This window comes from Xenorhabdus bovienii (genome assembly GCF_024721015.1).
GTDB lineage: Bacteria > Pseudomonadota > Gammaproteobacteria > Enterobacterales > Enterobacteriaceae > Xenorhabdus > Xenorhabdus bovienii.
Window position 1 is genome coordinate 15,262 of record NZ_JANAIF010000050.1, and the last position, 12,944, is coordinate 28,205.

Below are 12,944 nucleotides of genomic sequence, written 5' to 3' on the forward strand. Positions count from 1 at the left end.
TTTCGGTCATGTTGAGACAGATTTCATCGAATATCTTATGGGTTAAGATATAGTACTCCGCCATTAATCATATTTTCTCAAGTGGGTTTTTTCATGGCTAAGAGTAACTACATTACCCGAGAAGGCTGGCATGCGCTTGATCAGGAGCTGAAATATCTCTGGAAAGTCGAACGCCCCAACGTGACTCAGGCTGTTTCCGATGCTGCGGCACTGGGAGATCGTTCGGAAAATGCTGAGTACATTTATGGCAAAAAAAGATTAAGAGAAATTGACCGTCGTGTGCGATTTTTATCCAAGCGCCTTGATGCACTGCAAATTGTTGATCCTGATCCGAGACAGGAAGGCAAAGTCTTTTTTGGTGCATGGGTGAAAGTCGAAAACGAAAAAGCCGAAGAACATATTTTTCGTCTGGTGGGGCCGGATGAATTTGATCCTGCCAAAAAGTGGATTTCCATTGATTCACCTGTGGCCAGGGCGCTGCTTGGCAAGCAGGTGGATGATGAAATCACCGTCATGACTCCCAATGGTATGGCGATTTACTGGATTCTAGAGATTGGCTACCAGCCGTTGGGGGTTAGTCTCTACTGAAGTTTGGGGTTTCTGTGAGAGTAATGGATATGGCGGGCATGGAGCATCTTGGGAGCTGAAACATGCAAGAGAGTTATAAAATCCTTGTTGTTGATGATGATATGCGCTTGCGGGCGTTGTTGGAGCGTTATTTATCGGAGCAAGGTTTTCAAGTTCGTAGTGTAGCAAATGCAGAACAGATGGATCGCTTATTAACCAGAGAATCCATTCAATTGATTGTACTGGATTTAATGTTGCCAGGCGAAGATGGCTTATCTATCTGTCGAAGATTGAGAAGCCAGCATAACCCGATCCCCATTATCATGGTGTCAGCAAAAGGGGAGGAGGTTGACCGGATTGTTGGCCTTGAAATCGGTGCTGATGATTATCTCGTCAAGCCTTTTAACCCACGCGAACTGCTGGCCCGTATGCGGGCGGTTATGCGCCGTCAGAGCCATGAGCTACCGGGGGCGCCAAGGCCGGATAATGCGGTAGTGAAGTTTGGCAAATTCAAACTCGATCTTGGAACGCGTGAAATGTTCCATGAAGATGAGCAATTGTCCCTGACCAGCGGCGAGTTTTCTGTATTGAAAGTTTTGGTTTCCCATCCTCGCGAGCCATTGTCGCGGGATAAATTGATGAGTCTGGCACGGGGAAGAGAATATGGTGCAATGGAGCGCTCCATTGATGTACAGGTTTCCCGTCTGCGCCGCTTGATTGAAGAAGATCCTGCCCATCCCCGTTATATTCAGACGGTCTGGGGGCTGGGATACGTTTTTGTGCCGGATGGAAGCAAGGTATGAAAAGGCTCTGGCTCTCGCTGCGCGCTTTGTTCCCCCATGTTCTGTATTTAACTTTGGTAATTGTGCTGGGCAGCCTGATGATCAGTTATCTGGCTGCCCAGAGACTGGTAGAGATGGAAAAACTCTCATTTGCCATCGTGTTCTCTTATGTCTTTGCCAGTGTTTTCACGGCTGCTTTGACTGTTTCCATCCCATTCTGGTTTTACCTCCGCGCCCAGATACAGCTATTGAGAACGATGCAGAAGGCAGTGAGAAAGATGGAAAAAGGGAAAATCGTTGCACCACTCCCTGAAGCGGGAGCTCCGGCCATACGCTCGCTGATCCGGGCGTTTAATCAAATGTTAACGGGACATACAGCGCTGGAAACGGATCGCGCTAGCTTGGTGGCGGGTGTGAGCCATGACTTGCGTACGCCACTGACTCGTATACGGCTGGCGATAGAACTGATAGAAGGGAAAGAAAATTTTCTGCGGGAATCTATCAATCGTGATATTGAGGAGTGCAATGCGATTATCGATCAATTCATCGATTATCAGCGGTCTGGGCAGAATGTGCCAATGTCATGCTGCGAATTGAATGGGCTGCTTGACGAAGCGATTACTGTCGAAAATGACGGTGTCGGAAATATCGAAAGTCACCTGTCAGCCAACCCCGTTTTCATTATGGCTAATCCACTGTCAATCAAGCGCGCCTTGAACAATATGTTCACTAACGCCCAACGCTATGGACAGGGATGGATTCGGGTCAGTAGTGGCGTTACGGAGAAGTCTGGCTGGTTTCAGGTGGAAGATAATGGCACAGGGATGACAGAAGAAGAGAGCGCTACTCTGTTCCAGCCCTTCACACAGGGGCAACGCGTTCACAATAATGGGGGTGTAGGCCTGGGGCTTGCCATCATCCGACGCATCGTCGATATCCATGATGGTGACATCGAAGTCGGAAAAAGCGAAAAAGGTGGGTTGTCCATGCGCGTTTATATCCCACGGGTGACGAAATAATAACGCCCCTTCAAAAGGGGTTGTCATAAAAATGTCATGATTAATACATTTTACTGTCATTGAATTAACCTATTTTTCCCCTGAACCATTTTTTCAGATAAAAGCAAAGTTGTTGACGTAGTTTGACGCTTGTTTTTAATTAATGATGCGTATCCCAGCAGGAGGGAGTATGAAACCAATGCGTACCACCGTGGCGAGCATCATGGCAGCAGCACTTGCCATGACATCCCTGTCTTCGTTTGCTGCTTCCAGTCTGACGGGGGCGGGTGCGACATTCCCGGCACCGGTATATACCAAGTGGGCAGATTCCTACCAAAAAGAAACGGGCAATAAAATCAACTATCAAGGTATTGGTTCTTCGGGTGGCGTGAAACAGATTATTGCCCATACCGTTGATTTTGGTGCATCTGATGCCCCGCTTTCTCATGAAAAACTCGCGGCGGATGGCCTGTTCCAGTTTCCAACAGTGATCGGTGGCATTGTGTTGGCCGTGAATATTTCTGGCATCAAATCCGGCCAGTTGGTCTTAGATGGCAAAACCCTCGGTGACATTTATCTGGGCAATATCAAGAAATGGAATGATCCGGCGATTGCCAAACTGAATCCCGACCTCAAACTCCCTGATCAGAATATCGCCGTCATTCGCCGTGCGGATGGCTCTGGTACTTCCTTCGTCTTCACCAGCTATCTGTCCAAAGTGAACAGCCTCTGGAAGGAAAAAGTCGGGGTGGGTTCGACGGTTAAATGGCCGGCCGGCTTGGGTGGCAAGGGTAACGATGGCATTGCCGCGTTCGTCCAGCGTTTGCCCGGTTCCATCGGTTATGTAGAATACGCCTACGCGAAACAAAATAACCTCGCTTATACCAAGCTGATTTCGGCGGACGGTAAAGTCGTTGCGCCTACTGAAGCGAATTTCAGTGCTGCGGCGAAAGGGGCGGATTGGAGCAAAAGTTTCGCTCAGGATCTGACAGCCCAGAAAGGTGACAATGTGTGGCCGATCACCTCAACGACTTTTATTCTGATCCACAAACAGCAGAAAAATGCGGCGAATGGGATTGAAGTGCTGAAATTCTTCGATTGGGCTTATGAGCAGGGCGGAAAACAGGCGAAAGATCTGGATTATTCTGTCCTGCCGCAAGAAGTCATTGGACAGGTACGTGCAGCATGGAAGCGCGACATAAAAGACAGCAGTGGCAAACCGCTGTACTAAATTATCTTTATATTAACCGTTGTTGAATCGGTCACTTTGATTCATCCCCCTTTGCGCCCTTTTGCTGAGGGGGAAATTAACCCAAATGAGAATTAAGCGTATGGCCGAACGTAAAACGGCACTGAAAGCACCAAGCAAAAATGGCGATATTATTTTCAGCGCACTGGTTAGACTGGCTGCGCTGATGACGTTATTTCTGCTGGGGGGCATTATCATTTCGCTGATTATTGCTGCCTGGCCGAGTATCAAGACCTTTGGTTTTAGTTTTCTATGGAACAAGGATTGGGATGCGCCGGCAGAGCAATTTGGCGCACTGGTGCCGATTTATGGCACATTGGTGACCTCACTGATTGCCCTGATTATTGCCGTTCCTGTGAGTTTTGGTATTGCCCTGTTTTTGACGGAACTGGCACCTAACTGGTTGAAACGTCCGCTGGGCGTGGCGATTGAACTACTGGCCGCGATCCCCAGTATCGTTTATGGCATGTGGGGGCTGTTTGTCTTTGCCCCGCTGTTCGCCACTTATTTCCAGCAACCTGTCGGTGATGTGCTGTCGAGTATTCCCATCGTGGGAGAACTGTTCTCCGGCCCGGCTTTTGGTATCGGCATTCTGACGGCAGGCATCATTCTTGCCATCATGATTATTCCTTATATCGCTTCCGTTATGCGTGATGTGTTTGAGCAAACGCCGGTCATGATGAAAGAGTCCGCCTATGGGATCGGCTGTACAACCTGGGAAGTGATTTGGCGTATCGTCCTGCCTTACACCAAGAATGGCGTGATTGGCGGCGTCATGTTGGGGCTTGGCCGGGCGTTGGGGGAAACGATGGCTGTGACCTTTATTATCGGCAATACCTACCAACTTGACAGTCTCTCCCTCTACATGCCGGGGAATAGTATTACTTCCGCCTTGGCCAACGAATTCGCCGAAGCGGAATCCGGCCTGCATACCGCGGCATTGATGGAACTGGGGCTGATCCTGTTTGTGATCACCTTTATTGTGTTGGCGTTGTCGAAATTGATGATCCTGCGTCTGGCAAAGAATGAGGGGCGCTGAGATGACAACGGGCAATAATCATCAGCCACGTGCGGTTGGCGCGATAAATACGGCGGAGATGAACAACCGTCGCCGGATGCAGGCATGGCGCCGCCAGAAAAACCGTATTGCCCTGTTGCTGTCTATGGCAACGATGGCATTTGGCCTGTTTTGGTTGATCTGGATTTTATTCTCCACCGTCACCAAAGGCATTGATGGCATGTCGCTGGCACTGTTTACCGAAATGACACCTCCGCCCAATACCGAAGGCGGCGGGCTGGCAAACGCCATCGTCGGCAGCGGGCTGCTGATTTTCTGGGCAACGGTGTTGGGTACGCCATTGGGTATCATGGCCGGCATCTATCTGGCGGAGTATGGCCGCCGCTCATGGCTGGCTGAAGTGATCCGTTTTATCAACGATATTCTGTTGTCGGCACCTTCGATTGTCGTCGGCTTGTTTGTTTACTCGGTGATTGTGACAAAAATGCAGCATTTCTCCGGTTGGGCAGGGGTTATCGCACTGGCGTTGCTCCAAATTCCCATCGTGATCCGCACGACCGAAAACATGCTTAAACTAGTACCGGACAACCTGCGCGAAGCCGCCTATGCGCTGGGTACACCGAAATGGAAAATGATCTCTGCCATTACGTTAAAGGCTTCGATATCCGGCATCATGACTGGTGTCTTGCTGGCGATAGCCCGTATTGCAGGGGAAACCGCGCCCTTGCTGTTTACCTCGCTTTCCAATCAATTCTGGAGCACTGATCTCAGTCAGCCGATTGCGAACCTGCCCGTTACCATCTTCAAGTTTGCCATGAGTCCCTTCTCTGACTGGCAGCAACTGGCGTGGGCGGGAGTTTTACTGATTACCTTGTGTGTACTGCTGATCAACATTGTGGCGCGTGTGCTGTTTAAGAATAAAAAGCACGGATAGAAGCACTGATATTTTCAATAGGCAATAAAAAGGCATTTAAGAGAGAAACAACTGATGAATAAGGCTAACGACATTGCAGGAAGAAAAATCCAGGTACGTGATCTGAACTTCTATTACGGCAAATTTCACGCGCTGAAAAACATCACACTGGATATTGCGCAGAATAAGGTGACAGCCTTTATCGGCCCGTCGGGGTGCGGCAAGTCCACGTTACTGCGTACTTTCAACAAAATGTATGAACTGTATGGCGAACAGCGGGCAGAAGGCGAAATTATACTGGATGACACCAATATCCTGACGGATAAACAAGATATCGCCCTACTGCGTGCCAAAGTCGGCATGGTGTTCCAAAAACCGACACCATTCCCGATGTCCATTTATGACAATATCGCTTTTGGTGTGCGTCTGTTTGAAAAACTGCCAAGGGCTGAAATGGATGAACGCATCCAGTGGGCGCTGACAAAAGCCGCATTGTGGAATGAGACCAAAGACAAACTGCACCAGAGTGGTTATAGCCTTTCCGGTGGTCAGCAGCAGCGTTTATGCATTGCCCGTGGTATTGCGATCCGTCCGGAAGTCTTGTTGTTGGATGAACCGTGCTCGGCACTTGACCCGATCTCCACCGGACGTATTGAAGAGTTAATCAGTGAATTGAAATCGGAATATACTGTGGTGATCGTCACCCATAACATGCAGCAGGCCGCGCGCTGTTCTGACCACACTGCATTTATGTACCTCGGAGAATTGATCGAGTTCAGTGACACAGACACGCTGTTCACCACACCCAGAAAGAAACAGACTGAAGATTATATTACAGGCCGTTACGGTTGATATGGAGCCATATAGCGTATGGACAATCTGAATCACAGCAAACACATTTCCGGCCAGTTCAATGCTGAACTGGAACATATTCGCACTGAATTAATGACAATGGGCGGGCTGGTGGAAGAACAGCTCAGTAAGGCGATTCTGGCGATGCACAATCAGGACGGGGAGCTGGCTCGGCAAGTCATCGAAGATGACCATAAAGTCAATATGATGGAAGTGACGATCGATGAAGCCTGCGTCCGTATCATCGCCAAGCGCCAGCCGACCGCGAGCGATTTGCGTCTGATTATGGTGATCTCCAAGACCATTGCAGAGTTGGAACGCATTGGCGATGTTGCGGATAAAATCTGCCAGACGGCGCTGGAAAAATTCTCGCAGCAGCAGCAGCCCTTGCTGGTCAGCCTGGAATCGTTGGGACGCCATGCTATCCAGATGCTACACGATGTACTGGATGCCTTTGCCCGTATGGATCTGGAAGAAGCCATCCGCATCTACCATGAAGATAAAAAAGTCGATCAGGAATACGAAGGCATCGTCCGCCAGTTGATGACTTACATGATGGAAGATCCCCGCACTATTCCAAGCGTCATGACCGCGCTTTTTTGTGCCCGCTCTATTGAGCGCATCGGGGATCGTTGTCAGAACATTTGTGAATTTATTTTCTATTACGTCAAAGGACAGGATTTCCGTCACGTTGGTGGTGATGAACTAGAAAAGCTGCTCACCAAAGACCAATGATCTTAACTGCCTGAAACGCGGGAATTTTATTCCGGCGTTTTTGGCTTTCTTATTCCTAAAGATGATAAACATATCATTTTATATTATTTCAAGTGCTATATTGAAATTGATAGCTTTTGTCGGACAATAAATATTTTATTACCAACAGGGGTGTTCAATGAAATTTCGCAATCAATCCCGCGTAGTGGCTGTTGCGCTGCTGACCAGTCTGGCATTGGTTTCTGGTGTGGCGAAGGCAGATAAACTTGATGATATTAAAAAAGCCGGTACGGTACGGATTGCGGTATTCGACAGTAACCCACCGTTTGGTTTTATCGATCCGCAAACGAAAAAACTGGCGGGCTATGATGTGGACATCGCCAACGCGATCGCCAGTGATCTCGGTGTAAAACTGGAACTGCGTCCGACTAACCCAGCTAACCGTATTCCTCTGCTCTCTTCCAAGAAAATTGACTTAATTGCCGCCAATTTCACGATCACCGATGAGCGTGCCAAACAGGTCAATTTTTCCATCCCTTATTTTGCCACCGGACAGAAGTTCATTGCCCGCAAAGGTGTCCTGAAAACCCCGGATGATATCGCCAAGCTGCGCATTGGGGCAGATAAAGGCACTGTACAGGAGATCACTCTGCGTGAGCGTTATCCGACAGCAAAAGTCATCTCTTATGACGATACTCCACTGGCATTTGCGGCCTTGAGGAATGGCAACGTTCAGGCGATCACGCAGGATGATGCGAAATTGGTTGGCTTGCTGGCAAACGTACCGGAAGCGCAAAAAGCGGATTTTGAAATCTCACCCTTCAGCATTACCCGTGAATATCAGGCTGTAGCCGCGACCAAAGGGGAAGATCGGTTGATTGATGTGGTTAACCAGACGCTACTGAAACTGGAAAAAGAGGGTGAAGCGGAGAAAATTTACAATCGTTGGTTTGGCGCTGAGACTAAATCGGCTCAGCCGCGTGGTGATTTCAAATTCGCCCCATTGGATCGTCAGGCAAAACCTTAATCTACTTTAGGAAAATAACGCCTGAAACTAGCCCCGTTTTTGCGGGGCTTTGCTGTTTGTTTATGCGGTGAATGATATGTTTGAGCAATTTATTACCGAGCACTTACTGGCTCCTGAGTATCTGCGATGGCTCTGGCAGGGGTTCCTGATCACCTTATGGCTCTCTGCCTGCACCATCATTTCTTCGACCTTACTGGGTTTCATGATTACCGCCGCACGGGACAGCCAGATCAAACCATTGCGTTGGCTGGTTATGGTTTACACCACCGTATTTCGCAATACACCCCTGTTGGTACAACTGTTTTTCTGGTATTTCGCTTCCGGTCAAATCTTACCGCAGGCCGCCATGATTTGGCTGAATACCTCTCATGAAATCCCCATTGCGGGTCTGACATTGGCATGGCCATCCTTTGAATTTCTGGCGGGGTTTATTGGCTTGACGCTCTATTCCGCGCCTTTTGTGGCTGAGGAACTGCGGGCAGGCATTCAGGGCGTCGGGCGCGGGCAAAAATACGCTGCCCATGCATTGGGGCTAACGGACTGGCAGGCCATGCGCTATGTCGTACTGCCGCAGGCATTGAAAATCGCCATGCCATCCCTGTTGGGACAATACATGAACATCGTCAAAAATTCCTCATTGACGATGGCGATTGGTGTGGCAGAGCTTTCCTACGCTTCCCGTCAGGTAGAGACGCAATCACTGCAAACCTTTGAGGCGTTTGGTGTCGCGACAGTGCTTTATATCGCCATTATTGCGGTGATGGAAGGTTGGGGACAGTGGCGTCAACAGAGAGCACTGGCGAGGGGATACTGATATGGACTTTACCGTTATTACGGAAAACTGGCGCTACTTGTTGCTCGGCACCTTTCCTGATGGGCCGTTGGAAGGCGCGGCGCTAACCTTGGTGATCAGTATCATGGCAGGGGTGATTTCCATTGTCTTGGGTACGGTGGCAGGTATTGCGCTGGCGATGTTGCGAGGCTTCTGGGTTAACCTGCTCGCGGCAATATTGGGCTTTTTCCGTGCCATTCCCGTGATTATGCTGATTTTCTGGACTTACTTTCTGCTGCCGGTGGTGCTGGGAATGGAAATTCCCGAAATCACCACTGTGGTCTGCGCACTGGCGTTGATCACCTCCGCTTATCTGGCGCATGGCGTCAAAGCGGGCATTCTGGCGATTGGTGAAGGTCAATGGCGGGCAGGGTTATCGCTGGGTTTCAACCGTTGGGAAGTATTGTGGTATATCGTCTTGCCGCAGGCATTGAGAATGATGGTGCCGTCATTTATTAACCAATGGATTGCCTTAATTAAGGATACTTCATTGGCCTATATTGTGGGCGTGGCAGAATTATCATTTTTGGCAACACAGGTAAATAACCGTAGCATGGTATATCCGATGGAAGTCTTTTTATTTGTTGCGCTGGTTTATTTTGTCATGTGTTTATCACTGGAGCTCATTGCCAACTCTGTCGCCCGCCGTTTTTCGATACAACGGGAAAGAACAACACGTTTCGGTTTCTGGCGTAAAAAAGCATTGATAGTGGTTCCAAAAGTTAATATTTGAGCCTGGTCAGATATTTTGTGGTTGTATTAATCCTTTGTTGTTAAGGCAGGGGATTTTTTTATAACAAGCTAAAAAAACTGTAGATTATACTGTTTACTCGTCTGATTTTCCCTTAAAAAAGCCAAAAGTTTTATATATATGACTGTGTGATGTTTTGAAAGATAATAGGTGTTTTTTTGATGCAAAACCTCTCTATAATGGTTAAATATGAATCAGACTAATCATGGCAAAGGGTTAATAAAATATGGCAAATTCGATTTATGTGACAATTAAAGGAAAGCTTCAGGGGCTGATTTCTCAGGGATGTTCTACACTGGATTCTATTGGCAATAAATTCCAGTTAGGTCATGAAGATCAGATTTTTGTATTACAATTTAATCATGGCATTTCTCGTGCACAAAACGTTGCACATCAGCCTGTTAAATTTATTAAGCTTCTGGATAAATCGTCACCATTACTACTGATGGCAATTTCAAACAATGAAGAACTTGATCTCATGTTTGATTTTTACCGGACTTCGCAAGCGGGTGGGCAAGAACGCTATTACTCTGTCAATTTAAGAAACGCAAAGCTATTAAATGTTAATGTTCAATATCCACATTCTGTGAATCATAACGATCGGCAGCCAGAAGAGGTTGTTGCAGTTCAATATAAAGATATTGTTTGCCAACATCATATAGCGGGTACATCAGGGTATTGTGTTTGGGAAGAAACCGTTTATTAAGTCGTATAAATTATTTTAAAACTGTATACAATTAAATAATCATGAGTGGTGATTAAAATGCAATTTGACAGCCTTACATCACAATTAAGAAATGAATTTGATGAAAGTAAGCTACCAGATTTTCAGCATGCCAGAATGTTTGGTTCCATACATCATGGTGCTGACAATATCGATTTTCAGGTTATTGCTGATGCATTGGATTGCCACCGTGATTTTTATGGTGCCGGAATTATTTATTCAGATGGGTTATTTAAGCGTTATTTGGTCAGGCCATCAAAAAGACGTGGAAGCCCTGTTTTTTCTGAGTTAACACATATTATTATCTTCAATCTTGAAGCAGGCAATGCTCCAGAAGCTGAGCTGACAAAAACGGTTTCTGAACCGAGTCTGGTGTGGGAAATTGGATCGACGGCGCTTTCATGTGGTGGGGCTGTGGCATTTTTGTTAACAACGGCTGGCTCTGGTGCTGCGATACCCTTTACTGGAGGGGCAAGTTCCGCAGGTGTAGTCTTGGCTTACGCTGGGTTTACTGCAAGTAGTCTTCAATGTATGAATGGAGCATACAGAATTTATAATCTTACTGGGAAGGGAGACGAAGGCGTGGAGCATATTGGTTGGTTGGATTCACAGGATTGGTATGTGACCACGACAACCCTCTTAGATATCACGTCCCTTGCTTCTGGCACAGCAGCTTTAAAAGAAGCCTATCAAACTTATAGGGTAATGAAAGCCACTTCTTCTCGTCGTGCAGCAGAATGGTTGAACAAGATGCCACGGCATGAAAAAAAACGATTAACAGAGGAAATTATACGGTATCATAATCCTGGAATTTCTAATCAAGAAATAAAAAATTTAATAAATTTGGGGCAATATCCTAAACGTTATCCAACGGAACAAATTCGCCAAACACTTAAAAATCATTTAATAAATACGCTTTCTTCAGGTGGTGCTTTCGCTGGTAGTGGAATGACTGGAATAATCAGGAATCCTGCAAGTATAGTTACATCAGGCAATTATATGGTTGGTGCAATTTATTCTATTGCTGTTGAAAAACCCGCGAGTTATATTTCAAATGGATATTAATAAAAAGAGCGATAACACGAGAAGATATATGAGTATAAAAGAATTTATCTATAATGTTAGATTGAATTCTCTTTTAATAGAAGTGATGAATCTAGATCGTAGATTGAAGATAAATGACTCATCATTAAAAGAAGAAATTGGATATAAACAGTTTAAATATCATTTTAATCCAGTTACGTCGAAAGTGTATTTTCTATTGGGGATAATTGGATTTAGTTTGGTCTTATCATCTTCAATGCTTTTGGCGGTTCTGATTTCTTATGTAATGGATAGTGGAGTTAATAAGTTAGCTATCATCCCATGTATGTTATTGGTTTTTTCTATTCTTTCATTAATATTTTTTAGTTTTTTATCTTTAGGGAAGGGAGGTAAGGAAGGAATTTACATACATCGTATACTATATCAATCTATATTAGTCATTAGTGTTTTATTATTATTGTTTGATAGTTCGCCATTTTTGCATTTTTTCTATTATGCATTAGTTATGGCTTTTTCTTTATTAATTAAATTTATTATGAATGGTTATTCTTATTTTAATGCAGTAAGAGATATGAAGCTTTTCAGAATTACTCATATTTTTCTGACTAAAGATACGCAAGAAATATTAAACATGCCTCGGAAAGAATCTAAAAAACGCATTAAAGAAGTTGAATTTCAGAGACGGCGTGAGATTAAAAAGAAGAAAAGAGCCAAAGAAGCAGCAGGAAAATAAAATTTATATACCCATCGTCATTGGAGATGCTTGATTTCTCATTCAAATCAGATAATGCTAACCAACATGAAAAAGATGCCCAGACATGAGAGGAAACGGCTAACTGAAGAAATTATGCGATACAATAATCCAGGAATATCTAACCAAGCAATTAAAGATGCGATAGAACAGGGGTGGTACATTAAACGTTATTTTATAGAATCTATACAGAAGGCATTGCGGAACCATCTGAGAGATTTTCTCATTGCAACTGGTGGGTTTGTAGGTAGTGGAATGACAGGAACAATTAGGAATCCAGAAAATATATTAACGTTAGGTAATTATATGATTGGTTCGATTTACTCTATTGCTTACGAAAATCCTGCTAGTTATTTATCTGAATGATTCTAATAACTATATTGATTACATGAATACATTGATTGTGATAACGACTATATGCATATAAAAGATTTTATTTTAAATACAGAGTTTAAAAAACTTTTAGGTAAGGCTAAGGATCTGGAAGAAAAAATAAAGAATGGTGATCCAGTGTTAAAAAATATCACGTTGAATATTCTTAGTTATAATAAATATTTTTCTTACCCTGGTCGGTTTAAGATATACCCATCGTAATTGAAGATACTTGATTTTTCATTCGTATCAGATCAAGATCGCGCCCATGAAAATTACTCTGACAGATGCCCAAAAAGAAGCCCTCGAATTGATGCACGATACGACTCGTGATGGGCGCGTACGTGACC

15 protein-coding genes are annotated in these 12,944 nt (G+C 45.4%); all 15 read left to right on the plus strand.

What is annotated here, in order from left to right:
* Positions 1 to 93 precede the first annotated feature (93 nt).
* The 15 genes from greB (at position 94) to NXS07_RS13365 (ending at position 12,588) form a co-directional block, all read left to right on the plus strand.
* Entirely contained in the window at positions 94 to 588 is a 495-nt protein-coding gene (greB, locus tag NXS07_RS13295) for a transcription elongation factor GreB (protein ID WP_038194730.1), read from the plus strand.
* 62 nt (positions 589 to 650) lie between these two features.
* Positions 651 to 1,370: an osmolarity response regulator transcription factor OmpR gene (ompR, locus tag NXS07_RS13300; RefSeq protein WP_038194728.1), complete on the plus strand. Its 720-nt coding sequence runs from the start codon at positions 651 to 653 to the stop codon at positions 1,368 to 1,370.
* Entirely contained in the window at positions 1,367 to 2,368 is a 1,002-nt protein-coding gene (locus NXS07_RS13305) for an ATP-binding protein (RefSeq protein ID WP_258086908.1), read from the plus strand. Before ompR ends, NXS07_RS13305 begins: the two co-directional genes overlap by 4 nt.
* Positions 2,369 to 2,537: 169 nt before the next feature.
* Positions 2,538 to 3,578, plus strand: coding sequence for a phosphate ABC transporter substrate-binding protein PstS (gene pstS, locus NXS07_RS13310; protein WP_038207226.1), 1,041 nt, complete (start codon positions 2,538 to 2,540; stop codon positions 3,576 to 3,578).
* 100 nt (positions 3,579 to 3,678) lie between these two features.
* Positions 3,679 to 4,635: a phosphate ABC transporter permease PstC gene (pstC, locus tag NXS07_RS13315; RefSeq protein ID WP_038217001.1), complete on the plus strand. Its 957-nt coding sequence runs from the start codon at positions 3,679 to 3,681 to the stop codon at positions 4,633 to 4,635.
* Positions 4,636 to 4,693: 58 nt separating this feature from the next.
* Positions 4,694 to 5,548, plus strand: a complete 855-nt coding sequence (gene pstA / locus NXS07_RS13320) for a phosphate ABC transporter permease PstA (protein WP_172664698.1) — start codon at positions 4,694 to 4,696, stop codon at positions 5,546 to 5,548.
* Positions 5,549 to 5,602: 54 nt separating this feature from the next.
* Positions 5,603 to 6,379, plus strand: a complete 777-nt coding sequence (gene pstB / locus NXS07_RS13325) for a phosphate ABC transporter ATP-binding protein PstB (RefSeq protein WP_258086909.1) — start codon at positions 5,603 to 5,605, stop codon at positions 6,377 to 6,379.
* Positions 6,380 to 6,397: 18 nt separating this feature from the next.
* Entirely contained in the window at positions 6,398 to 7,114 is a 717-nt protein-coding gene (phoU, locus tag NXS07_RS13330; protein WP_038194718.1) for a phosphate signaling complex protein PhoU, read from the plus strand.
* 157 nt (positions 7,115 to 7,271) lie between these two features.
* A complete protein-coding gene (locus NXS07_RS13335) occupies positions 7,272 to 8,120 on the plus strand; it encodes an ABC transporter substrate-binding protein (RefSeq protein ID WP_258086910.1) in 849 nt (282 codons plus the stop codon).
* A 76-nt stretch (positions 8,121 to 8,196) separates the two neighbouring features.
* Positions 8,197 to 8,934 (plus strand): amino acid ABC transporter permease, encoded by a 738-nt coding sequence (locus NXS07_RS13340; protein ID WP_258086911.1) that lies wholly within the window; start codon positions 8,197 to 8,199, stop codon positions 8,932 to 8,934.
* A 1-nt stretch (position 8,935) separates the two neighbouring features.
* Positions 8,936 to 9,685, plus strand: coding sequence for an amino acid ABC transporter permease (locus tag NXS07_RS13345; RefSeq protein ID WP_038223956.1), 750 nt, complete (start codon positions 8,936 to 8,938; stop codon positions 9,683 to 9,685).
* A gap of 244 nt (positions 9,686 to 9,929) precedes the next feature.
* Positions 9,930 to 10,409 carry an Hcp family type VI secretion system effector gene (locus tag NXS07_RS13350; RefSeq protein ID WP_038194713.1) on the plus strand — a complete coding sequence of 160 codons (480 nt, stop codon included), beginning with the start codon at positions 9,930 to 9,932 and terminating at the stop codon, positions 10,407 to 10,409.
* A 57-nt stretch (positions 10,410 to 10,466) separates the two neighbouring features.
* Complete coding sequence (ssp4, locus tag NXS07_RS13355) at positions 10,467 to 11,492, plus strand: Ssp4 family T6SS effector (protein ID WP_258086912.1); 1,026 nt, start codon at positions 10,467 to 10,469, stop codon at positions 11,490 to 11,492.
* Between the two features lie 28 nt (positions 11,493 to 11,520).
* Complete coding sequence (locus NXS07_RS13360) at positions 11,521 to 12,204, plus strand: hypothetical protein (RefSeq protein ID WP_258086913.1); 684 nt, start codon at positions 11,521 to 11,523, stop codon at positions 12,202 to 12,204.
* Between the two features lie 66 nt (positions 12,205 to 12,270).
* Positions 12,271 to 12,588, plus strand: coding sequence for a hypothetical protein (locus NXS07_RS13365; RefSeq protein ID WP_258086914.1), 318 nt, complete (start codon positions 12,271 to 12,273; stop codon positions 12,586 to 12,588).
* Positions 12,589 to 12,944: the final 356 nt, after the last annotated feature.

What these genes read in the sequence shown, in the direction of transcription:
- NXS07_RS13340 (WP_258086911.1), top strand. Translation starts at nt 8,197, where the DNA reads ATGTTTGAGCAATTTATTACCGAGCACTTACTGGCTCCTGAGTATCTG.
- pstB (WP_258086909.1), top strand. Translation starts at nt 5,603, where the DNA reads ATGAATAAGGCTAACGACATTGCAGGAAGAAAAATCCAGGTACGTGAT.
- NXS07_RS13365 (WP_258086914.1), top strand. Translation starts at nt 12,271, where the DNA reads ATGAAAAAGATGCCCAGACATGAGAGGAAACGGCTAACTGAAGAAATT.
- ssp4 (WP_258086912.1), top strand. Translation starts at nt 10,467, where the DNA reads ATGCAATTTGACAGCCTTACATCACAATTAAGAAATGAATTTGATGAA.
- NXS07_RS13305 (WP_258086908.1), top strand. Translation starts at nt 1,367, where the DNA reads ATGAAAAGGCTCTGGCTCTCGCTGCGCGCTTTGTTCCCCCATGTTCTG.
- greB (WP_038194730.1), top strand. Translation starts at nt 94, where the DNA reads ATGGCTAAGAGTAACTACATTACCCGAGAAGGCTGGCATGCGCTTGAT.
- NXS07_RS13360 (WP_258086913.1), top strand. Translation starts at nt 11,521, where the DNA reads ATGAGTATAAAAGAATTTATCTATAATGTTAGATTGAATTCTCTTTTA.
- NXS07_RS13345 (WP_038223956.1), top strand. Translation starts at nt 8,936, where the DNA reads ATGGACTTTACCGTTATTACGGAAAACTGGCGCTACTTGTTGCTCGGC.
- NXS07_RS13335 (WP_258086910.1), top strand. Translation starts at nt 7,272, where the DNA reads ATGAAATTTCGCAATCAATCCCGCGTAGTGGCTGTTGCGCTGCTGACC.
- pstS (WP_038207226.1), top strand. Translation starts at nt 2,538, where the DNA reads ATGAAACCAATGCGTACCACCGTGGCGAGCATCATGGCAGCAGCACTT.
- NXS07_RS13350 (WP_038194713.1), top strand. Translation starts at nt 9,930, where the DNA reads ATGGCAAATTCGATTTATGTGACAATTAAAGGAAAGCTTCAGGGGCTG.
- pstC (WP_038217001.1), top strand. Translation starts at nt 3,679, where the DNA reads ATGGCCGAACGTAAAACGGCACTGAAAGCACCAAGCAAAAATGGCGAT.
- phoU (WP_038194718.1), top strand. Translation starts at nt 6,398, where the DNA reads ATGGACAATCTGAATCACAGCAAACACATTTCCGGCCAGTTCAATGCT.
- ompR (WP_038194728.1), top strand. Translation starts at nt 651, where the DNA reads ATGCAAGAGAGTTATAAAATCCTTGTTGTTGATGATGATATGCGCTTG.
- pstA (WP_172664698.1), top strand. Translation starts at nt 4,694, where the DNA reads ATGAACAACCGTCGCCGGATGCAGGCATGGCGCCGCCAGAAAAACCGT.